Annotated in this window: 25 protein-coding genes; 1 reads left to right on the plus strand and 24 read right to left on the minus strand. The window is 33.0% G+C overall.

Going from position 1 to position 23,402, the window contains the following annotated elements:
• Window positions 1–4: 4 nt before the first annotated feature.
• Both rimI and tsaB read right to left on the minus strand, forming a co-directional pair.
• Window positions 5–463, minus strand: a complete 459-nt coding sequence (gene rimI, locus MN187_RS05860; RefSeq protein ID WP_158559424.1) for a ribosomal protein S18-alanine N-acetyltransferase — start codon at window positions 461–463, stop codon at window positions 5–7.
• Window positions 464–481: 18 nt separating this feature from the next.
• On the minus strand, window positions 482–1,207 hold the full coding sequence (gene tsaB / locus MN187_RS05865) for a tRNA (adenosine(37)-N6)-threonylcarbamoyltransferase complex dimerization subunit type 1 TsaB (protein WP_158559426.1): 726 nt from the start codon (window positions 1,205–1,207) through the stop codon (window positions 482–484).
• Between the two features lie 312 nt (window positions 1,208–1,519).
• Between tsaB and MN187_RS05870 the strand changes: the two genes are divergently transcribed.
• Entirely contained in the window at window positions 1,520–1,726 is a 207-nt protein-coding gene (locus MN187_RS05870) for a hypothetical protein (protein ID WP_117972886.1), read from the plus strand.
• A 78-nt stretch (window positions 1,727–1,804) separates the two neighbouring features.
• On the opposite strand, the gene MN187_RS05875 is transcribed toward MN187_RS05870, so the two are convergent.
• The 22 genes from MN187_RS05875 to MN187_RS05980 form a co-directional block, all read right to left on the minus strand.
• Window positions 1,805–2,215 (minus strand): Ohr family peroxiredoxin, encoded by a 411-nt coding sequence (locus MN187_RS05875; RefSeq protein WP_117972887.1) that lies wholly within the window; start codon window positions 2,213–2,215, stop codon window positions 1,805–1,807.
• 773 nt (window positions 2,216–2,988) lie between these two features.
• The gene (locus MN187_RS05880) at window positions 2,989–3,714 is read right to left on the minus strand and encodes a CPBP family intramembrane glutamic endopeptidase (protein WP_117972888.1); all 726 of its coding nucleotides are present in this window, start codon (window positions 3,712–3,714) and stop codon (window positions 2,989–2,991) included.
• Window positions 3,711–4,751: a hypothetical protein gene (locus tag MN187_RS05885; RefSeq protein ID WP_117972889.1), complete on the minus strand. Its 1,041-nt coding sequence runs from the start codon at window positions 4,749–4,751 to the stop codon at window positions 3,711–3,713. Before MN187_RS05885 ends, MN187_RS05880 begins: the two co-directional genes overlap by 4 nt.
• Before the next feature lie 107 nt (window positions 4,752–4,858).
• A complete protein-coding gene (nagB, locus tag MN187_RS05890; RefSeq protein ID WP_117972890.1) occupies window positions 4,859–5,560 on the minus strand; it encodes a glucosamine-6-phosphate deaminase in 702 nt (233 codons plus the stop codon).
• Between the two features lie 390 nt (window positions 5,561–5,950).
• The gene (locus MN187_RS05895) at window positions 5,951–6,151 is read right to left on the minus strand and encodes a hypothetical protein (RefSeq protein WP_117972891.1); all 201 of its coding nucleotides are present in this window, start codon (window positions 6,149–6,151) and stop codon (window positions 5,951–5,953) included.
• A 184-nt stretch (window positions 6,152–6,335) separates the two neighbouring features.
• Window positions 6,336–8,273 (minus strand): cation:proton antiporter, encoded by a 1,938-nt coding sequence (locus MN187_RS05900; protein ID WP_242093581.1) that lies wholly within the window; start codon window positions 8,271–8,273, stop codon window positions 6,336–6,338.
• Window positions 8,274–8,795: 522 nt separating this feature from the next.
• On the minus strand, window positions 8,796–9,131 hold the full coding sequence (locus tag MN187_RS05905; protein WP_117972907.1) for a metal-sulfur cluster assembly factor: 336 nt from the start codon (window positions 9,129–9,131) through the stop codon (window positions 8,796–8,798).
• Between the two features lie 84 nt (window positions 9,132–9,215).
• Window positions 9,216–10,004 carry an acetyl-CoA carboxylase carboxyl transferase subunit alpha gene (gene accA, locus MN187_RS05910; protein WP_117972908.1) on the minus strand — a complete coding sequence of 263 codons (789 nt, stop codon included), beginning with the start codon at window positions 10,002–10,004 and terminating at the stop codon, window positions 9,216–9,218.
• Entirely contained in the window at window positions 9,997–10,863 is an 867-nt protein-coding gene (accD, locus tag MN187_RS05915; RefSeq protein ID WP_117972909.1) for an acetyl-CoA carboxylase, carboxyltransferase subunit beta, read from the minus strand. Before accD ends, accA begins: the two co-directional genes overlap by 8 nt.
• A 20-nt stretch (window positions 10,864–10,883) precedes the next feature.
• A complete protein-coding gene (locus MN187_RS05920) occupies window positions 10,884–12,245 on the minus strand; it encodes an acetyl-CoA carboxylase biotin carboxylase subunit (RefSeq protein ID WP_242093583.1) in 1,362 nt (453 codons plus the stop codon).
• 3 nt (window positions 12,246–12,248) lie between these two features.
• The gene (fabZ, locus tag MN187_RS05925; RefSeq protein ID WP_117972911.1) at window positions 12,249–12,677 is read right to left on the minus strand and encodes a 3-hydroxyacyl-ACP dehydratase FabZ; all 429 of its coding nucleotides are present in this window, start codon (window positions 12,675–12,677) and stop codon (window positions 12,249–12,251) included.
• A 12-nt stretch (window positions 12,678–12,689) separates the two neighbouring features.
• Window positions 12,690–13,160: an acetyl-CoA carboxylase biotin carboxyl carrier protein gene (accB, locus tag MN187_RS05930; protein WP_242093585.1), complete on the minus strand. Its 471-nt coding sequence runs from the start codon at window positions 13,158–13,160 to the stop codon at window positions 12,690–12,692.
• Window position 13,161: 1 nt separating this feature from the next.
• Window positions 13,162–14,400, minus strand: a complete 1,239-nt coding sequence (fabF, locus tag MN187_RS05935; protein ID WP_241699090.1) for a beta-ketoacyl-ACP synthase II — start codon at window positions 14,398–14,400, stop codon at window positions 13,162–13,164.
• A 10-nt stretch (window positions 14,401–14,410) separates the two neighbouring features.
• Window positions 14,411–15,145, minus strand: a complete 735-nt coding sequence (fabG, locus tag MN187_RS05940) for a 3-oxoacyl-[acyl-carrier-protein] reductase (RefSeq protein WP_241699091.1) — start codon at window positions 15,143–15,145, stop codon at window positions 14,411–14,413.
• Window positions 15,146–16,090 carry an ACP S-malonyltransferase gene (gene fabD / locus MN187_RS05945; RefSeq protein WP_242093587.1) on the minus strand — a complete coding sequence of 315 codons (945 nt, stop codon included), beginning with the start codon at window positions 16,088–16,090 and terminating at the stop codon, window positions 15,146–15,148.
• Window positions 16,091–16,093: 3 nt separating this feature from the next.
• Window positions 16,094–17,068 (minus strand): enoyl-[acyl-carrier-protein] reductase FabK, encoded by a 975-nt coding sequence (gene fabK / locus MN187_RS05950; protein WP_241699093.1) that lies wholly within the window; start codon window positions 17,066–17,068, stop codon window positions 16,094–16,096.
• Window positions 17,069–17,135: 67 nt separating this feature from the next.
• Window positions 17,136–17,381, minus strand: a complete 246-nt coding sequence (locus MN187_RS05955; RefSeq protein WP_117972917.1) for an acyl carrier protein — start codon at window positions 17,379–17,381, stop codon at window positions 17,136–17,138.
• 20 nt (window positions 17,382–17,401) lie between these two features.
• Window positions 17,402–18,370 carry a beta-ketoacyl-ACP synthase III gene (locus MN187_RS05960; protein ID WP_241699094.1) on the minus strand — a complete coding sequence of 323 codons (969 nt, stop codon included), beginning with the start codon at window positions 18,368–18,370 and terminating at the stop codon, window positions 17,402–17,404.
• A gap of 18 nt (window positions 18,371–18,388) precedes the next feature.
• Window positions 18,389–18,829, minus strand: coding sequence for a fatty acid biosynthesis transcriptional regulator FabT (gene fabT, locus MN187_RS05965; protein ID WP_117972919.1), 441 nt, complete (start codon window positions 18,827–18,829; stop codon window positions 18,389–18,391).
• A gap of 221 nt (window positions 18,830–19,050) precedes the next feature.
• The gene (locus MN187_RS05970) at window positions 19,051–19,959 is read right to left on the minus strand and encodes a YitT family protein (protein WP_233519174.1); all 909 of its coding nucleotides are present in this window, start codon (window positions 19,957–19,959) and stop codon (window positions 19,051–19,053) included.
• A 29-nt stretch (window positions 19,960–19,988) separates the two neighbouring features.
• Window positions 19,989–20,735, minus strand: a complete 747-nt coding sequence (locus MN187_RS05975) for an NADPH-dependent oxidoreductase (RefSeq protein WP_117972920.1) — start codon at window positions 20,733–20,735, stop codon at window positions 19,989–19,991.
• A gap of 146 nt (window positions 20,736–20,881) precedes the next feature.
• Window positions 20,882–23,332 carry a 5'-nucleotidase C-terminal domain-containing protein gene (locus MN187_RS05980; RefSeq protein ID WP_242093589.1) on the minus strand — a complete coding sequence of 817 codons (2,451 nt, stop codon included), beginning with the start codon at window positions 23,330–23,332 and terminating at the stop codon, window positions 20,882–20,884.
• Between the last annotated feature and the right edge of the window lie 70 nt (window positions 23,333–23,402).

Here is a 23,402-nt window from a genome sequence, read left to right on the forward strand (position 1 = left end):
CGTCCTAAAGTCTTAAAGACATTTCAATTGCATCTTCATTCGAAGAAATATAATAATTTTCTTTCACACCAATTTGTTTAAATCCAAATACTCGATATACTGAAATGGCTTGATGGTTAGATGCTCTTACTTCTAAACTCATGGTTAAACAATTCATTTTAACTGCTTCTTTTCTTAATTGATGAAGAATCTGCGTTCCAATACCTTGTAATTGGTAATTTTTCAATACAGCAATATTCGTAACATGAGCATCATCACACTCTATCCGAATACCACCAAATCCGACTAATTCATGATTTAATTGTGCTTTGATGTACCGACCATACTTTTTTTTACTTAGTTCCATCCACAAAATAGCCGTACTCCAAGGAGACTCACCATCGTAAACATTTTTTAATAATTGATGAAACGCCATAATGTCAGTTATTTTGGCTATTTGAAATTCCAAATCCGCTTCAATCATAACATCACCCCTCATTGATTAACTTAAACGTTCAACGTAAGACTGTGTTTCAACTTCCCCATACTGTTTTTTTAACCATTCTTCTTCTGCTTCAACTTTTTTCAAATAAGTTGGAACAAAGACATCGATATCTGTTATTTCTTCCATAAGATATTCTAATTCCAACATAACAGCTGGATTAGAAGGTTGAATGATTAACTCGATTTCTGCTTCAAGGGAAAATGTTTCAAATAAACTTTGTAATTTACCAAAATCTTCTCCGATAAAAACAATCGATTCTCCATAACTTAGTAAGATTTTAGTCCACTCTTCAAATGATATATATTGATCTTCAATAACATTCATTAATTTAGAGCCGTCATATTTATAAGCACCTGTATATAAAAAGCCTCGCCTAGCATCCATAAATGGCACAATTAATTTAGTTGTTTGTTGAATATTTTTTGCTAAACAAGCAAGTGAAGATATAGCATATAAAGAGGCATCCAAGCTCCAACTTAATGTTTTAGCTGTTGTCACACCAATTCTTAACCCCGTATAGGAACCTGGCCCTTTTGCCACAATTATTTTAGTGATATCTGTCGGTGCTAACCGACTTTCACGAACACAAAAATCAATCGCTGGCATCAATGTTTCACTATGATTTTTACTTGCTTGACTGTAATAAGACGAGATGAGATTCTGTTCTTCTCCAAGTACGACACCTAGCGCTTTATTTGATGTATCAATACCTAGTACTGTCATAATTATACCAATCCTTTTTCTATTTTTCTGTTTCATTGTAGCATAAAAGACTACCTTCTTGTGTTATTTAGAAATAAAAAAGAAAAAGAGTCTTCTTACTTGTTTTGATAATAAGAAGATTAGATAAGGATTCAACTAACCAAAGCAGTCAAAATGATATGTATCGATTCATTCATATAACTATTAAACTTCCAGTATGATTGATATCTTTTAGGCAACATGATAATACATGTTTTTACATTATAGTTTGGCTTCATAAAAGTTAAATCATTACCTTTAAAATATACAATAAAAATAGAATAGGAGTACTTTATGTTAAATTACTATAAACAATTGGCCAAGAACCATCCATATTGGCATGTCATTTTTATTTTAAGTATCGCTAGTCTAGTTGGAATACTAATTGAGTATTTAATTAATAAAAATTTTATTGGTTCAGGTATATATGCTAGTGTTCTTTTAGGAATAATTGAAATAGCCAGAGTTAAAAAAAAAAGCATCATCACAATTGGTAATTAAACTCTCTCAACATAAAAAAAACCCCTCGATATTAAAAATAATCGAGGGGTTAACACTATATGAAATAACGTCATAATATTACTCTGCAAGTAATGTAATATCAACATTTCCTTTAATTGCCTTTGTATAAGGACAAATGGTTTCAGTTTCCTTTAGATATTTCATTGTATCATCTTTAGATAAACCGTCTATTTTACCAATTAAAGTGACTTCAAGATGTAAACTGTGTTCATCAGGTAAATCACCAAGTAACGTAACTTCTGCTCTAATTTCACGATGATGATCAGCTAACCCATCACGCTTCAAAGGAAATTCTAATGCACCATTAAAACAAGCAGAGATACCTGCTGCAAATAATTCTTCTGGATTAGTATAACCTTCCTTTTTTTGTCCGCTAGTTTTTAAATCTAAAAATCCAGTTATAGATTTACTTTCTCCTTCACGGCCTCCACTATTTACTACAGTTGAAATTGACATTTTTTTTGACATACCTATTCCTCCTATCTATTAATCAATTTTACAAAAAAGTTGTATTATTTTCAAATAATCGAACTGAACTATAGGATAATAATCATCACTATAAATATTGAGATTTACAAACTGATACCTTTTAATTTAATACAATACTATATAACTATATAAAATTTAACTCATTTATACTGTCTATCTCCGTTTATTATCTCTTTTAATTTTATGATTATTATTTTAAAATAAGAATAAAGAAATATTAAAAAACTAACAATTTGAATAACTAATATCACCCCCAAATAATCAGTTGTTTACTATCTGCTCCTAATAAGTTTTGCCACATTATAGTAATAGAAAATAACAAAATACCTACTAAAAGAATATAAAAAGAATGTTTATATTTTTTCATATAATTCTCCTTTTCTAATTGTAATAATATAATGTTTAAATATAACTATATTAATATCGAACATCAATATATTTGGTAACCAATAAAAATAGAAAAATTAAATAAAAGATATGTATAAAGTCATTAATAACTATAAATTACTACTAAATAAAAATAGTATATATGAATGTAAAATAAAATATGCTGAAAAAATAAAAATTATTATAATTTAAATAGAGCTCTTTTTAACATACATATTAATTAATATAAACTAAAATTAGACTATAAATTACCAATAAAGTATCGGAAATTTATAGTCTAAACTTGTTTTTTATTATTATCCCATTTTTCAGAACAATATTGTACCTAATTATATTATCAAGCTTTCTCTTTAATTTAACCTATTTTAAATGGATAAGCCAAATAAGTAAGACAGTAATAGAACAATAGCTCCCATAATATTATTCATAAAGTGTACTAACATAGAATCAATAATTCGACCACGTGAACTATATGCCCAATACATCAAAGCACCTAAAGAGGCATACATCCCGAAAGAAATAATATTTGAAGATAAATGAACGCTGGAGAACACTAGAGAGGTCACAATCATTGGAACCCAGACAGGCATTTTTGGAAACAGTAATGTCGTTGGTAACCCACGAAAAATTAGTTCTTCTAGAATAGGAGCTTTAATAGCTATGGTAATAGTCATAATCAACACATAATAAATCGATTCATCTTGAGAAAATAATGCCGCAATCGCTTCATCATTAGCACTTGAACCAGTTCCATAAAATTGTTGCATTAAACCAGTTCCAACAATAGCTATCACACGTCCTAATAAAAAGATTTTAAACGCACGCCATATGTCTTTTCCTGTAACACTTGTATCAATATCATGTGATTTTTTTTTATAGTATCTCCAAATAAACCATATCACACCAACCAATACAATTAACCAACACATAAACAAAATAAAACTCACACCATTTTGTTTTTTATTAAAAATAGGTTGAAACAGGGTTAACAATACTGAAGGAAACTCACTCACTATCAACATACCTAAAATAATAAAAATACCAATAATAAATAATGCGATTTTTTTACCTATAGAAACTTCTTCTTTCAATACTTAACCTCCAATTCATTGCTTAATATTTCCATTGTACATAACCAATTATCTCGTGATTTTTCAAAAATTTCTTCATTTAATGTAATAATAAATTGGTAGCCTGTATCTATTTTTAATAAATCATAAGTAAAATCTGTACTAAATAATCCTTTTTTTAAAGAAACTGTTAGAGAAAAAATATAACTAAAAATCAGCCATAAATCCTTAGCTTTCTTTACTTGAATAACCAACTCATTATTTTTTAGACTGTTATAAGATAGCAAAGAATCTTTAAAAAATGGCAGAGTTTGATGACAAGTCATTTTTCTATTTTTTTGAGGTCTTCTTCCAATCAAATAACTATGTCCTTTAAATGAATTTTCACTACAATACTGTAATTCATATTGTGGATATAAATCAACGATTCCTGTCATTCTATCCAACAAATAACTATTCATTAATAAATATGTGTGAGCCTCTGTAAAAAATATTCCTTCTTCGATTTCTTTTTTTGTTGGGTTTAATTGATATCCCCAACTGTCATTAGCTAAATTTAACCGAATAAATCGTCTAGTCTTTTTTAAATAATCTGAGTGATGAACAAATACTCCTTCATTACAAAAACAGATGGGACAAATTCCTTCTTCCTCATTATCATAATCTTCATGTGTTTCACCTGTTAGATAACCATTCACTTGATTCAACCAATAAAAATAATTTGTTGCCTCAACTGCAGAGGTTTCAAATTTTTTAGCAAACATAGCATTCACGACAGATGGTGGTGGTGTTAAAATATCCATCAAACTTTGTGATAAAAACTCAATATCTTTATCAGTTTGATAACAATCTGGCTTATTTTTCTTAGCAATTTTTACTAGAGAGTGACACAATTCCTCTGTTGAAAGATTAGAAATTTGATTTCTGGTATCGACTATTTCTCCACACCCAATCATTTCAGCTATCTTATTTTGAAGATAAACTCGATCTAGTCGCATCCAGCCACCGGATTCAATCGCTAAACTAACAAAATCATAAACTACCTGAGAGTCTTTCATAATGATTCTCCTTTATTAAATTGACTAACCAATATTATAAACTATTTTTACAAAAAAAACCTGTTTTTTCAAAGAATTTCCTCTTTAAAAACAACAGATTTTTCTCATTATAATTTACTAGCCGCTTCTTCATCTACAATAATAGTCACATCAGGATGAACTTGTAAAGCACTTGCAGGGACTAATTCAGATACAGGTCCTTTAACCGTTTCATAAATAGCTTGAGCTTTTTTTGGTCCATAAGCTAATAAAATAATTTTATCTGCCATCATAATAGACCCAATTCCCATTGAATACGCTTTTGTTGGAACTTCTGAAATATCAGAAAAATTTCGACTATTTGCTTCAATCGTTGATTCCGTTAGATTAACTTCACTTGTTTTACCATCAAAAGAAGATCCTGGCTCATTAAATCCAATATGTCCATTTTCGCCAATTCCTAAAATTTGAATATCAATTGGATGTGCTTCTAAAATTTCATCATAGCGTTTGCATTCTTCCTTCGCATTTTTTGCCATGCCGTTTGGTAAAAATGTTTCTTTAAATGGTTTTTCATTAAATAAATGTTCTTTCATAAAATAATGATAGCTTTGTGGATTGTCTGCTTTAAGTCCGACATATTCATCCAAGTTAACAGACGTCATATTGCTAAAATCAACATCACTTTCTATCATTTCTTTATATAATGCCTCAGGAGTACTTCCAGTTGCTAAACCTAGCGTTTTAATTCCATTAGCCATTCCATCTTTAATCATATCAAAAGCAACTATTGCACCTTCAAATTGGTCTTTTACTTTAATGATTTTCATAATAAATCCCTCCATCATTGGTATAGTCCAATTATACTCTTATCTGTTTCTTTTTTCAAGAAAGAGTTTTTTTTCCATGATTTAACTAGCTATTGCCCACTAAAGATATACCACCAGCAATCATTTTTTAAGACGCTATTTTTCTTTAAATACTAAATATTAAATGAATATTGTTCATTTATACATACAATAAGTCACAAAGTAAAATAATCAAACAGTCACATTAGACTTTAATCCTTGAAAAATTATCCGAGTTCATCAATTTTTTTTATCTTCTAATCAAATAGTAGTACATATTATTTGATACACCCAATACAACTCGATACTATAATATAAATTAAATGTAAAAAAACATCACCTTACTTTTTAAAAAGTAAGATAATGCCTCTTTTAATAACTATAATGATTCTCACCATCAGCATATTTCATAGCTTGTTTTTGAACTAGCTCAATATATATATCTTCTGCTTCTTCAATACTTGTACAATTAATCGTAATTTTCTTCCCATTTTTTTCCAATCGATCCTGAACTAATTTTAGTGCCACATTTTGATTTAATTTTTTGGATGTTTCTTGATAATCTTTTTTCATTATTTATCAGCCTTTCTTTTATTAATCACGGACAATTAATTATGTATCAAATATATTTTAACTCTTAACTACTGAACAGTTATAATAAAACTATAAAATATTAACGATTAATAAATGAAGAATTAAAAACAATAAAAAAAACAAAATGCTTAATATTAACATTCTGTTTTTTATTTCTATAATTCTAAGCAATAAATTGAATACTACTTTCAATCGCCGATAAATTTTCACGATAAATGGTTAGCTCTTGACGATTCATTTTCCCTTTTTCAAATTCTTTCTGAATGTAATCTCGTTCTAATTGTATCGCGTAATCTAACCACTCATCCAGTGTATCTTCACTCATATCAATGACTGTTTGATCTCTATCCTCGTATCGCGTCAAATAAAAATCGATTAGTTCAGGTGGAAATTCAGTTGTATCTAATTGATTAAGCATTCTTATCACATAATTTCGATTACTTTCTTTTAATTTAATTTTTAACTCTTTTTTTCTATCAAAACTAGTTAAGCGAGTTCCTAAGAATTTCAAATGTGTTCCTATAATATTTTTGTAAAACGAATTTTTACTATACTCAGGTTTATGAGTTAATCGAAATAGGCGTCTATCTAATACTTCTAACCGTCTAAAAACCATTTGTAAACTGACTTCACCAGACTCAACTAATTCTAATGTATCTTTTAATTGCCAAACTAAAACCAATTCCATCAACTCTTTATTTTTTTCACTAAACTCATCATGATTCACTAATGATACAATTCTCTCGTTGTACAGTTGAATCACTTTACGAATCGCTGAAGTATTTTGTTCGGTTTGTTTACGTTTGAGCTGTTCAGTAACGCGACGTAATATTTGAACTTCTATTTCTGTATTGGTTTCAATAGATTCTTCTTTTTTATCTGCTAATAATGGCATAGCAAAATTGGCTAGAAGCAGTGTCACAATAATGACTCCTGCTGCTATACTAATCAATAGTTCACGCTCAATAAATATGTCACCCGTGCTTAATACTGTTGGTAAACTAAGGGCACTGACTAACGTAATTGTCCCACGAACACCTGAGACTGTATAAAGTAATGATTTTTTTATATCGTGTTTTCCTTTAAATCCATCAAAGTTATTACAAACAAGAACACATAAAAAACGAATCCCTAATAATACAGTTGTAACGATTAAAACATAACCTAAAATGGTCCAGTTGTTAATTTGATTGGTTTTCCAAACATAATGAGCTAAATCGGGAAGTTGTGTCCCTAATAACACGAAAACCAAGCCATTTAAGCTAAAACTATAAATAGACCACGTACTTTTTGACAAAATATTAAGTTGAGCCACTTCAGGATTTATTTTTTTGTAATTCCATGAGTAAATTAGCCCCGCACTTACGACCGCTAAAATACCATTCACACCAAGTGTCTCTGCCATTAAAAAAACTATAAATGGTAAAAGCAGTTCAAATAAAATGTATGATACATTATTTTCAATACCAAGTGATTTCATCCAGCGTATAAACCATAAACCTAATAACCCTGATACCACACCAATCAAAACACCACCTAGAGAAATCAAAACGAAACTCACTTCAGCATCAACTAATGAAAATACACCTGTTAAAAGTGCAGCTGAGGCAAATTGAAATGACACAAGACCAGACGCATCATTAATCAAAGACTCCCCTTCTAGTGTATGCAACATTCTATGTGGAATTTTTACTTTTTCTGCTAAAGCACCAACTGCTACCGCGTCTGTAGGGGCTAATGCTGCTGATAAAGCAAAACATGCTGCCCATGGAGCTAGTGGAACAAGTAAGTGGATCACATATCCTAAAATACCTACCGTAATAAATACCAACAAAATAGATAAAGTCAATACTGCTTTTTTTTCTTTCCATAAAGCTTTTTTGTCAACCATCTGACCTTCATTAAATAATAAAGGGGCTAAAAAAACTAACATAAATAATTCCGATTCAAGTTCAAACGAATGAACAAATGATAGTAGAGCTATTCCAAATCCTAACACAACTTGTATTAGGGGGGTCGCAATATTAGGGAAAAATCGACTCATGATATTCGAAATCAATACCATTGATAACATCACTAAAATACCCTCGAATAATTGCATATAACACCTCGCTAATTTTATTCAATTTTAAACATAGTTTTATAGTATGTTTATTATTTGAATATGTCAATTATCTGAAAAAAATTTTAAATATTTAAGGTAATTTTTAATAGAATCATCCATTTTTATATCGTGCCTTATTAAAATATTTTTTTAAATAAACAGTCCTTTTTATAGATATAGAATGCCTATATCAGGTTAATTAAGTTGATATCCTTTAATTTGTTACTAACTACCAATAGTTTTTATAAACACTAAAAAAACAGCAACAACAATCTGCCGATTCCATTTTTCATAGATACTAAAACAATACAATGTCTGAAACATACAAAAAGACCTCCTCACCTTTTAAGTTTAAAAGGCAAGAAAGTCTAGTTGCTCAACAAGTGAGGTATCCATTCCAAATATAAAGATCGGTGGAACGTTTTACTTATTGTCTGTATTTATATAAATTTACTGTTTAAACCCTGTTAAACCCTGTTAAACCCTGTTAAACCCTGTCAAATCCTTGCTATATCAGTCTTATCTTATTCCCAAAGAAATTCTAGCATATCTGCTCATACGATCAGTCGTCCACGCCGGATACCAAACTAGTTTCACTTCTAATTTTTTAATTTCATCTATATCACTTAACGCTTCGTGAATTTGTTCCGTAATAACATCCGCCAGTGGACACCCCATAGTAGTTAAAGTCATTTTAATCTCACAATAACCGTCTTCTTCCAAATTTACTTCATAAAGTAATCCTAAATTAACAATATCTATCCCAAGCTCTGGGTCAATAACTGTCTCAAGAGCAGCAATAATATCTTCTTGTATCGCACTTAATTCTTCATCTGTCCATTTTGACTCACTCATCTTCGTCTTACCCCCTAAATATAAACTCACTTTTATATTAACCGAGAAACGAATGTTTGTAAATGACTTAGATTAATGCCTTTATTAAAATTTTCTAAATCGTTCATAACGTTGATCTTGTAGCTCTGAAGTGGAACATGTTTTATAATAATCAAGTTGCTTTAAGATTTTTTGCTTCAATTGTCCTATTAGTTGAGACTTCGACAACTCACCGATGTCATCTGTTTCTCTTATTATTTTATCAATCACTCCTAATTTCTTTAAATCAGGAGCAGTTAATTTCATTATTTCAGCAGCTTCTGAAGCGCGACTGCTATCTTTCCAAAGGATTGACGCAAATCCTTCAGGTGATAAAATCGAATAAATGCTATTTTCCAACATCCATACATCATTTGCTACAGCTAATGCTAATGCACCACCACTACCTCCTTCGCCTGTTAAAATTGACAGGATAGGCACTTTGAGTTGACTCATTTCATATAAATTTTTGGCAATAGCTTCTCCTTCACCTCTTTCTTCTGCTTCAATTCCACAAAAAGCTCCAGGTGTATTGACTAATGTAATAATAGGACGCTTAAATTTTTCTGCTTGTTTCATTAATCTAAGTGCTTTTCGATACCCTTCAGGTGTTGGTGAGCCAAATTTTGTTTGGACATTTTCCTCTAATGTTTGACCTTTTTGGATTCCGATAACTGTCACAGGTATTTTTTCAATGAGTCCTATACCACCTATAATCGCTTTATCATCGCCATAGTATCGATCTCCGTGACATTCGATAAATCCATCAACTAATCCACCAATTAACTCTCTTGTCGTTATTCTCTGGTTGTCTCGTGCTAATTGAACAATGTCATTAGCTGTTTTTTTAGTCACACACTTCACCACCTTGATGCAAATGTAATAGCTGCGATAAAACAGATTTTATATGTTGTCGTTTCACAATTTTATCGACAAAACCATGTTCTAATAAAAATTCAGCTCGTTGAAAATCATCTGGTAACGTCTGACGAATGGTTTGCTCAATGACACGTCGTCCGGCAAAGCCAATCAATGCTTGCGGCTCTGCTAAAATAATATCTCCTTGCATAGCAAAACTTGCTGTCACACCACCTGTTGTGGGATCTGTGAGAACTGTCATATAAAGTAATCCTTCTTCACTATGCCGTTTGACAGCACCAGATATTTTAGCCATCTGCATGAGAGAAATGATTCCTTCTTGCATGCGTGCACCACCAGACGCTGTAAAGATGATAACGGGTTGTTTATCTTTTGTTGCTTTTTCAAATAAGCGAGTGATTTTTTCTCCAACAATATGGCTCATGCTCCCCATTATAAATCGACTATCCATGACACCAATCATCACTTTTTGTTGATTAATTTGTCCTATTCCTGTCACAACAGCTTCATCTAATCCGGTTTTTTCTTTCGCTTGCTTTAGCTTTTCTTCATAACCAGGAAAGTCAATCTGATTTTTAAAAGGTAAATTTGTATCCATCTCTTCAAATGTTCCCTCATCTAAAATCATATTTAATCGACTATAAACATCTAATCTAAAGCAATAGCCACAATGATGACATGTTCGTTCTTGACCTAATTCTTTTTGATGAAGTGCTTTGGCGCAACTTGGGCATTTTTCCCATATACCATCAGGGACATGAGGTTTGTCACTCGATTTAGTTTCTTTTTTTACAGGAGTGATTCGTATATAATCTCTTTTTTTAAATAATCCCATACTTATCCTCCTTTTGCATGTTACTCACTAGACCAATTTGGCAAAAAAGTCGTTTGTAAAAATGAGGTATCATACTCGCCTTTTACAACAGACGGATGGGTCAATAAATCAATTTGAAACAGCTGATTTGTTGTCACACCTTCTACCACCAATTCTAATAAAGCTCGATTCATTTTGAGTATGGCTTCCTCACGAGTCTTTCCATGTACAATAATTTTCGCAATCATAGAGTCGTAAAATGGTGGAATTGTATAACCTTGATACATCGCACTGTCCACTCTTAAACCTAAACATCCAGAAGGTAAAAATAACGTTGAAACAGTACCAGGCGATGGCGCAAAATTAAATGCTGGATTTTCCGCATTTAGGCGACACTCAATGGCATGACCTGTCAACTGAATATCTTTCTGTTTTAGTAGTAAAGGTTGATTCGCTGCAATTTTTAATTGCCATTTAACAATATCTACTCCTGTAATCATTTCTGTCACAGGGTGTTCTACTTGAATTCGTGTGTTCATTTCCATAAAATAAAACTCATTGTATTCGTCTACTAAAAATTCAATCGTTCCAGCATTTTGATAGTTCACAGCTTTCGCCGCTTTTATCGCTGTTTCACCAATTGCTTGTCTCAATTGATCTGTTAAGGAATGGGCAGGGGCTTCTTCTAAGACTTTTTGATTATTTCTTTGAAGCGAACAATCTCGCTCTCCTAAATGAATCACATGTCCGAAATGATCACCCAATATTTGAACCTCAATGTGTTTTGCTGGATAAATAATTTTTTCAATATACATGTCGCCATTACCAAAAGCTGCTAGGGCTTCTTTTTGGGCAGATGAAAAATGAGTCGCTAACTCCTCTTCACTCATCACTTTACGAATCCCTTTTCCACCACCGCCTGCTGCGGCTTTTAGCATCAGAGGGTAACCAATTTTTTTGGCGATTTTTTTTGCTTCCTCTATTGAGTCTATCACACCATTACTACCGGGTATGACAGGGACTTGTGCTTCAATCATCAGTCTTCTTGCGTTCACTTTATTTCCCATCTCATCAATTGTCTTCGCCTTTGGACCGATAAAAGTAATTTGACATTCTTCGCACATCTCTGCAAATAGGCTATTCTCTGCCAAAAAACCAAATCCAGGATGAATGGCTTGAGCACCTGTTATAACGGCAGCACTTAAAATATTATGCATATTAAGATAAGAATCTGTTGCTTTAGCTGGACCAATGCAAATGGCTTCATCAGCCAACGCCACATGAAGAGCCTCTTTATCCACTTCAGAATAAATAGCAACTGTTTTTATTTCAAGTTCTTGACAAGCACGAATAATACGAACGGCAATTTCTCCACGGTTTGCTATTAGTACTTTTTCAAACATGGTTTAAGCTCCTATAATAAAGGTCATCAATGCTTGACACACCACTTTATCTTCCACTTTTGCCGTTGCTTTTCCTATGCCAATGTTCCCTTTTTGCTTAATGATTTCCATTTCCATGATTAATACATCACCTGGTACAACTTTTTGACGGAATTTTACTTTGTCTATTCCTCCTAAATACCCAGTTTTCCCTTGAAATTCTTCACTTTTTAATAAAGGAATGGATCCAGTTTGTGCTAGTGCTTCTAAAATCAATACGCCAGGCATTACTGGCTCACCAGGAAAATGTCCAGGGAAAAAATGTTCATTGTAGGTCACATTTTTTACTGCTTTGACGTATTTTCCAGGTTCTAGTTCTAATACTCTATCAACCATCATGATTGGGTAACGATTTGGAATAATTTCCATAATTTCTTGTACATTTAATTGCATGTGTTCTTCCTCCTAAGAAATTCTAAATAATGGTTGACCAAATTCAACAATTTGCTCATTCTCCACAAATATTTCTGATATAGTTCCTGATGTATCACTCACGACATCATTCATAATCTTCATGGCTTCAATAATACATAGCGTGTCGCCAACAGATACACTGTCTCCGACTGATACAAAAGATGGTTTTCCAGGTTCACTTGACGTGTAAATGACTCCAACAATTGGCGAGGTGATAATTTTTCCATCTAATGGTTCACTTACTTTATCAATTTGGGGTTCGTTAGCTGAGACTGATTTTGTTTCTTCCATGATATGGCTGACGTCTGCTTTTGATACTTTGGGTAATGTTTGAGGTTCGTTAGGATGATTGATTTCATTTTTACTCAAATAGAGAGATAATCCTTCTATAGTGACATTCATTTCACGAATGCCACTCTGTTCAAATTGACTCACTAATTCTTTAACCGATTCAATACTCACGTTACTCACCTCGCCATTTTTTCATCGCGATAACAGCATTATGCCCACCAAAACCTAGTGAGTTACTTAATGTGTAATTAACAGGTATGTTTCGTTTTTCGTTTGGTACATAGTCTAAATCACACGCTTCATCTGCTTCTTGTAATCCAATAGTTGGTGGGATAGTGTCACTCATTAACGCACCTAAGCAAGCTAACGCTTCAACCGCTCCAGCTGCACCTAATAAATGTCCCACCATACTTTTTGTACTTGATACAGGTGTGGTATAAGCAGATTCTTTCATAGCATATTTTATCGCCATGGTTTCTGCTCCGTCATTTGTTGGTGTACTTGTTCCATGAGCGTTGATGTAACTCACGTCTTCTGGTGTAATACCTGCCTCTTCCATAGCTAACATCATGCATTTCCCAGCTCCAGACCCATCACTACTTGGACTGGTGATATGATTGGCATCACAATTTGATCCATACCCAACTATTTCACCGTATATTTTAGCGCCTCGTTTTTTCGCATGGTCTAATTCTTCCAATACTAAAACAGCACTGCCTTCTCCCATGACAAATCCATTTCTTTCTTTATCAAATGGAATTGATGCTCTTTCTGGGTTATCTGAGTTTGATAAAGCAGTCAATGCCGCAAAACCAGAGATACCTATCTCACAAATGGTTGCCTCTGCTCCTCCAGCTAAAATAACATCAGAATAACCATGTTTGATATTTCTAAATGCCTCACCAATCGCATTTGTTGAAGAAGCACACGCTGTGACGATTGACGTACAAATACCCTTTGCTCCCACTTTTATGGCAATATTTCCTGCTGCCATATTGCTAATTGCCATCGGAACAAATAATGGTGCCACTCGCTTTGGTCCTTTTGTATGCATTCGAATGACTTGATCTTCGATCGTTTTCATCCCACCAATTCCTGAGCTGACGATGACACCAAATCGATCTGCATTAATCTTATCAACATCAATCTTACTATCAGCAACTGCTTGCTTAGCTGCTGAAATACCATAAACAGAAAACATATCCATTCTCTTTGTTTCTTTTTTTTCCATATAAAGAGTTGGATCAAACTCTTTTACTTCGGCTGCAACATGAATACCTGTTTCTGAAGCATCAAATTTCGTAATAGGCGCTATCCCATTTTTTCCGGCTTGACAATTTGTCAAAAATTCTTGTGCGGTGTTTCCAATCGGTGTCACAGCACCAATTCCTGTCACGACTACTCGTTTCATGAGATTCCTCCTAACCATTCATTACCATACCGCCATCAACATTAATCACTTGACCAGTGATGTATGATTGGCTTGCTAAAAATAGAGCGGTGTCTGCAATATCATCTGTTTTACCTAATCTTTTTAATGGAATATGAGATAACGTTGTTTCTTTTATTTTGTCAGACAAGCTATCTGTCATATCTGTTTCGATAAAACCTGGAGCAATGGCATTACACGTGATACCACGAGCTGACAATTCTTTGGCTGTTGATTTTGTTAACCCAATAATGCCTGCTTTACTCGCTGCATAATTTGCTTGTCCAGCGTTACCTATTTCCCCAATGACACTCGACATATTAATAATGGTTCCGAAACGTTGCTTTAACATTAATTTTGACACATGATGAATCGTATTGAATGTTCCTTTTAAGTTAACAGAAATCACTTCATCAAACATCTCTTCTGTCATTCTCATTAATAAAGTGTCTCTTGTTATTCCGGCATTATTAATTAAAACATCCACACGTCCAAACCGACTATGTGCCTCATCAATTAATTTTTTAGCCTCGTCAAATTCTTGTACATCTCCAATCACAACATGTGTTTCCACTTGATAAGATTCGATTTTTCCAATCAGCTCTTGAGGTATTTCTTTTCTTGCATTTAATACAATATTGGCACCTTCTTTTGCAAAACGAATCGCTAGTTGCCTTCCGATCCCTCGTGAACTTCCTGTAATCACAACTGTTTTTCCTTTAAACATCTAGTACCCCCATTTCATCAACTTTTTACCTAGTTGATTCAGTGTTTTTATATTTTCAACATTTTGTACGTTTATCGTACTCTCACTTGCTCGAATAAAATGACTAAGTGTTTTACCTGGTCCTAACTCGATTAAGTTTTCAACTGATTCTTGTTTAAATGTATGAGCGGTTTCTTCCCAATAAACAGGTGTCATCATTTGTTGTTTCAAGTTTTCTTTGATATCAATTGTATTAGATAATACCTTTCCTGTGACATTTGTGATTAAAGGAATACTAGAAGCGGAAAAATTGATCCGTTGCAACGTTTCAAAAAATATCTCTGCTGCCTGTGCCATTAATGGAGTGTGAAACGGACCACTCACATTAAGACGAACAACCTTTTTAGCGCCAGATTCACTTAATTGCTTTTCTGCCTCTGTTACAGCTAACGTATCTCCTGCAATCACAATCTGTTGTGGCATATTATAATTCACAGGTAACACTATGTGGTTTAATTGCGTAATCGACTGACAAATCGTTTCAACTGTTTCTCTATCTAATCCAATCACTGCACTCATGGCTCCTTGACCTTCTTTTACAGCTGATGCCATCAAATCACCTCGTTTGAAAACTAACGCCACCGCATCAGAAAAAGAAAGTGAATGATTTTCTACCAAAGCACTATACTCACCTAAACTAAGACCTGCTACCATAGAAGCTACTATGCCAAATTCTTGTTTAACAACAGCTGACGTGGCACAACTCATCGTTACAATGGCTGGTTGTGTATATTTTGTCATATGTAGCTGATTGTTTTCTTCAAACAATAACTGAGCCATATCAAAGGATAAGACATCACTAGCACACTCAACATGCTCCTTAAATATCGGAAATTCATCATATAATTCTTTTCCCATACCAATATATTGACTACCTTGACCGCTAAACATAAATCCGATTGTCATAAATTACTCCTTATCTAGTATCCATTCAGTGTAACGATTTTTCAAAACATCCTGTGTTTCAGCTATAAGTTCTTGAATAATTTCCTCACACGTTTGATCATCCGTTTTGATCATACCAGCAATTTGTCCTGCCATCATAGAACTATTTTTTATATCCCCATCAATGACTGCTCGTTTTAAAGCTCCCTTACCTAGATCTTCCAATCGATCAAAATCAGGTTGTTCTTTACCACCTTCAACACGTTCTGCTTTTTCAAATGTTTGAGTCAATTTATTTCGAAGGCCTCTAACTGGATGACCAGTTAGCATTCCTGTCACAACGGTATCTATATCTTTTGCTTTAACTACTTTTGTTTTAAAATTATTATGAGCAATAGATTCTTTTGATACTAAAAATCTAGTTCCAAGTTGAACAGCTTGTGCGCCAAGCATTAATGCTGCTGCAACACCTCGTCCATCCCCAATTCCCCCTGCAGCGATAACAGGGATACTAACTGCATCAGCTACTTGCGGAACGAGCGTCATGGTAGTAGATTTTCCAATATGTCCGCCACCTTCCATTCCTTCAACCACAACCGCATCTGCGCCTTCTTTTTCCATGCGTTTGGCTTGTGCCACTGACGCAACAACTGGTATCACGATAATGCCTGCTTCTTTAAAACGTTTCATGTATTTACCTGGTGAACCTGCACCTGTTGTAATCACTTTTACTCGCTCTTCAATCACTAAGTCAACGATGTCTTCAACAAATGGGGACATTAACATGATATTGACCCCAAATGTTTTATCAGTTAGCGTTCTTGCCGCTTGAATTTTTTCTTGAATCACCTCTTTTGGTGCATGACCTGATGCAATCAGTCCTAAACCTCCTGCATTTGACACTGCACTGGCTAACGTTTCTTCCGCCACCCAAGCCATTGCACCTTGAATGACGGGATATTCTATATTTAAAAGTTGACAAATTGTCGATTGTTTCATCGATTCACCTCATTTTTGGTTTTAAAAAAATAGCTATCGGTCAATAACAACCAATGCTATTTATATCTTATTTATTTGCAGCAATTTGTTTGTCAACGAAATTAACTAAATCTTGAACTGTTGTTAATCCTTCATCTGTTTCAATCTTGACATCATATTCTTCAAATGCGTCTTCAATATCATTTAGAATTTGGAATAAATCTAAACTATCTGCATCTAATTCTTCTCTAAAGTTTGTTGTTAATTGTACTTCTTCTTCCTCTTTCCCTAATTGATCCACAATGATTTCCTGAATTTTCTCAAATGTTGTCATAGTTGTTTCCTCCAATAAATTTATAATTTAATTAATAGACTACCCCAAGTAAGACCTGCACCATATCCTGTTAATAGGCACAATGAGTTACCAGATAGTGTCACTATTTTTTTATTCACCACATCATCCAATAAAATAGGGATAGATGCAGCTGACGTGTTACCAAATTGTGCCACGTTAGTTAAAAATTTTTCCTTCTTGATTCCCGTTTTTTTCGAAAGAGCTAAAAGAATACGATAATTGGCTTGATGAGCTAATACAAAATCAATTTCGTTAGATGTCGTATTGTTAGTTTCTAAAATCTGCACCATATTTTTCGAGACATCCCTTAATGCAAAATCAAAAATTTGTTTCCCATTCATTGTCAAATAAGGCTGTCCAGTTACATCACTAAAACGATTTTGTCTTATATGACTATGGCCATATAAAGCACTTGATCTCCTACCGTCTGCTTGGATCAATTCTCCTATAAAACTAGGTGTATCAGAAGTTTTTTCTATTAAAACACCACCTGATCCATCGCCAAACAATACAGCTGTTTGCCTATCTGACCAATCAACTAGCCGACTCATCACATCTGTCCCTATCACAAGAGCACGTTGTATATGTTCTCCTGACAAATAGTTCTTTACCACTGATAAGGCATAAATAAATCCAGAGCAAGCAGCATTAATATCAAAACAAATCGATCGGTGAGCCCCAATACTCTCTTGTACTAAACACGCAACAGACGGTGTTGACATATCAGCTGACATTGTCGCAACGATAATTAAATCAATTGAGTTAGCATCAATATCTTTTACTAATTGTTTTGCTACCTCAATACTTAATGAAGTTGTCGTTTCTTCTACAGCAATACGTCTCTCTTTAATTCCTGTTCGTTGCTCAATCCACTCATCGCTAGTATCTAAAAATATTTCTAGCTCTTTATTCGTGACGTTCTTTTTCGGTAATGCTTTCGCTGTTTTAGTTATCTTAGGATATAGCATCACTTACTCCCTACTTACTTAATAATATTTTTTTAAAAAATGATGCAAGCTACTAAGGCCTTTAACCAATGCTTTTTTTTCTTCCTCAGACATATCCTCTAGCACTGCTTCAACCATTTTTTTATGGAAATGCTGATGGACGCGATAAAATAATCGACCTCTATTTGTTAATTTTAATCGAACAATACGGCGATCACTTTCACTTCTCACACGATCAACATAACCTTTTTTCACCAAATTATTGATTGCAACAGTCAATGTTCCGACGGTTATTGACAATTCTTTTGCTACTTCACCTGTTGTTTTGTTTCCACCCATACCAATGGCTTCTATGGTATGCATTTCTTTAATTGATAAATCAGAAAAATCACTCTTTTTTAGTTCAGTTTCTTCAATGGTTAAAATGTCATTAAATACTTTAACTAATTGTGAATTGACAATCGTAATTTTCTCATCCATATACTTGCCTCTTCCTTTAATTGTTTGATAATCAAAGTATATGGGTAAAAAAAAGAAAAAGCAATGTGAAATAGTTTGATAATCAAATGATTTGATAATCAAAGTATATGGAATGGTTTTATAAAATGCAAGCTTTTTTTTATAAAATTTTTATTTTGGCATTTAATCATTACGTTAAACATTGATATAATAAGGTTTTTAAATATAAAAAAAAGAGAGGTTTATAACCCCTCCACTCTTGATGCTCTAATTTTCTTTTGATCATCTTCGCTCCAAAATTGGCCAACAACTGTTTGAGTTGGAATAATATTAATAAAGGCTTTATCATCTGCATTATAGACGGCCTGTTCTAAATCATATAATTCATAGCGAGTCACAACCATCATAATAACTGAAACATCTTTACGTGAAAATACTCCAGTTCCTGGTAACAAAGTCATCCCACGTACAATTGATTGTTGAACAGAAAAAATAACTTCTTCCGTTCTATTTGTCATAATAAAAGCGGTCACTTTTTGATGACTTGTGTGTATTTTATCTACCACTTGAGTTGTACAAAAAATTGAAATAATAGTATATAACGCTGATTCCCAACTGAATAAGAAACCAGCAGCTGCAATGATAAATAGATTGATAATAAACATCAGTGATCCCACTGTTCTACCGGTTGTCTTTGATAAAACTAAAGAGACAATATCCATCCCACCAGTACTAAATCCATATTTCATCGTAAGTCCAACAGCTAACCCAGACAATACCCCACCAATGATTGCATTCATTAAGGGATTATCTGTCACTTGTACAACAGGAATAACGATGGTCATCACAGATACTGACAAGACAGTTAATAAACTTAGAATGGTAGCCGAACGACCTAATTTTATCCAACCTAAAATAGCAATCGGGATATTTAATATAAAAATCCAAATCCCTGTCCCAATATTTATATTAAATGCCTTAGCTAAAACACCAGAAATTAATTGCGATATCCCGTTTACCCCGACTGAAAAAACATCAGCGGGAATCAAAAACATATTTAAGCCAACAGCTATGGCTAAACCAGCAATAATAATAATTAGCCCTTGCTTAATTGCTTCATTTTTACGATATGCCTCGGTGATATTTCCCAAATCAACTGCCTCCCTTTATTCATCATAAATTAGTCAATCATAAATCCTTGTTTTTCAATATCTGATTTTATTCTCAATCGTTTTTCAGGTTTTCGATTCATCCCTTGTGTAATTTGATGAGTAAATGAGTCAATTCTCTTATTAGCATCTCGCAAATCATAATAATCAGTTACGATATTATCGTATTTTTTTAATTTACCAATATAGTTATCAAACGTTTGATAATTTTCTTCAAAAAACATCATTTCTTTTGGTAAACGTGGTTTCAATTGTGGCTCTTGATCTTTATAACCTATAGCTAACCCCAGAACGGCAAAGGTTAATTCTGGTAATTCCAATAATTCTTTTACTGCCTCATTATCATTTAAAATACTTCCTAAAAAAACAGTACCAAGATCTAAACTTTCAGCAGCTAAATTTACATTTTGCGCAGCTAAAACAGCATCGGTCATTGCAACCATATAACGATCCATATTATGTAGAACAGAGGTCTCTTGATTATTTTCTGTCGCAATTTGTTTATTTCGATATTGATCAGCCACAAAAATAAACACATGACTTGCTTCAGCCACATAAGGTTGATTGCAAATGTTAGCCAACTTTTGTTTCTTTTCTTTTGATGTTAAACACACTATACTATACGACTGCATAAAATTACTTGTTGCGGTATGTCTGGCAACATCAACCAATGTATCAACAATATCTTGTGATAATGTTTTATCCTTAAATTTTCTAATACTCTTATGACGTAATTGTAAATGAATTACTTCATTCATCATTAAAACTCCCTTTCTAGAAAAATTTCATATAACTAATCGTAGTATAACATTGGTTGGTTTAAAAATCATGATGAACAAGTTAGAATTCATAAAATAAAAGCAAGAGATAGTTGGTCCCTTGCTTTTATTAATCATTCATTTATTTAAGATGCTTTATTTTTAAAAACATAAGTAGCTGAAGCCACTGCCGTTAGAATCAGACCAATACTAACAAAATTAAATACTTTTTCACCTGTTTTTGGTAAACTATTTGTTGTTGTTGGTTTATTTTTAGTCGTATTATTAGCAGTTGCTTTAGCTAAATTCTTTATAGCTTTTGTAAGAGCTTCTTCAACTTCTTTTACAGTATCTACCGTTACATCTATCTCTTTTGATTGGGCATCTGTTAATACCTTATTTGCCTCTGTTAGAGCGTTAGTTAATACGTGCCAAGTATTAACTGTATAATCCACTTCTTTTAAACGATCTGTTTCTTTTACTAAAGCTTTTAATGTTTTTATTGATACCAATGCTTCTTTTTGTTTTACTAAGGCACTATTGATTTCTTTTGCTTTTGATTCGTCTTTATCTGTTAATACTTTTTCTGCTTTGACTAACTCTTCACTAAAAGCTATCCAACTCTTTACTGTATAATCAGATTCCGATAATTTTTTACTCTCAGTTATCGTTTTCTCAAGTTCTTCTAAAGGCGTCGCTATAATATCTTCACTAGTTTCACTTGGTATAATACGTGAATAAGGGATTGCTTTTTCATAATCCATAATAGCATATTTTGCAGAACGAATTGGGAGTATTTTTTCACTCTTATCTACACTAATGTCACTTAAAAAATCAGTAAATACTTGATCTAATGATGGTCCTTCTTCACGAGAGCCACCTAACATAGTATAACCATCGCCACCTGCTGCTAAGAAATCATTAGTGGCTAATTTATACATTTTAGATTCATCTAAACGTTCAAATTCTCCTGTTGCTTTATTTTTAATTTTAATTGACCAAACACGTTGTCCAGCTTGATTATCTTCAGGTTTATTACCTGCTCCTTGTTTCGTTGAATCATAATGAATTTTTACAGAGTCTGATACTTGTAAGAATCCACCATTGCGTCCTAAGATAGGCTGTTTTGTTGTTTCATCTATCATAACCTGACCTGTTGATTTATCTTTTTGAACCTCAGAACGTAGGGAATACTCAAACATCTCTTTGATTTCTTTACCTGTCACATCAATTTGAGAAATAGTATTGCCAAAAGGTAGAACTGCTAAAATATCCCCTTTTGTCACTTTTCCTTTATTAATGTTGGTACGAATTCCTCCACCATTAATTACAGCCAAGTCTGTTTGTCCATTTTTAAATCCAGTTTGTCCATAATCATATAGTGAGTCAGCGATAATATTTCCTAAGTTTGTTTCTCTTGTCCGAACATTATCCCCTTGACCTTCAAATTGAACAGGATTATTTTCTAGAACAACTTGATTCATTTCGTCATCAAATTTCTGTTTTGTTTCATCAATTATTTTCTTTATCGTTTCATCTTCTTTAATGTCTTTAAACTCTGATGCTGGTATTAATTCTGCTTTAAAAGTTGGATTTTCACCATTATAACTGATATTAATTAACCCAACGTTATTTAAATAATTTCCAGTTTGTGCTAGTAATACATTCCCATAGGTTTGGCCAGTAGGAAGAGCTGTATGAGAATGACCGTCTAATACCACTATTTTTTCTTTATGATATGTCTCAGATAAATTTTTTGCTAATGTATCACCACGCCACTCTACCGGAGTTGTTTGATCTACTCCAAGATGACTCAAAAAGACAAACACATCTGCCTTACCTTTCAATTGCTCCATCATTTTTTTAGCTACAGGGATTGGATCAGCAAATGTCACATTTTTAACATTATCTGGATGTGTTTTAAACGCTGTCTCTGGTGTTGATAACCCTATCACTGCAAATTTTTTCCCGTCTTTTTCAATCATCTGATAGGGCTTAAATGACTCTTTACCATTTTTTTCAACATTAGCAGATACCATAGGTAAAATCTGTTGATATGCCATGGCTTGATCATAACCAAAATCAAATTCATGATTTCCAACTGCAACAGCATCATAAGGAATATGGCTCATAGCACGTGCCATGTCCATCCCTTTACCAAAATTTGAAATGGCTAATCCTTGCATAGCATCTCCACTATCAAGCATTAATGTTGGATTTTTGCTATCTTTAAATGTTTTTAGCTTAGCTAAACCAATCACTTTTCCATCTTCATACTGCATACGTCCATGCATATCATTTGTATGCATAATACTAAAATTAAAATCTGTTGGTTTATTTTTCTTTTCTTGGCTACTTTCTGAATTGGTTACTGATTCATCAGTAGACAATTCGCTATCATCTGTTTGTTTTTCTTCTTTTGTAGATGTACTTGTTTCTTTTTGATTATTTTCTTGTATTTCTACATTTTCTGTTGTAGTTGTCGTCGTTTCTTGTGTTTCTTCAGCAAACACTGGTATTGCTGGAAAAAGAATACCAAAAACTAACATAAAGCATAACAAACTAATAAATTTTACCGAAACCTTTCCTTTTTCCAATGCCATCTCCTCCATTATAATTAATTCATTTTTACACACTTTATTATAACAAAATTCACAAAATAAGCTA

The sequence above is a fragment of the Vagococcus sp. CY52-2 genome (assembly GCF_022655055.1).
Lineage (GTDB): Bacteria > Bacillota > Bacilli > Lactobacillales > Vagococcaceae > Vagococcus.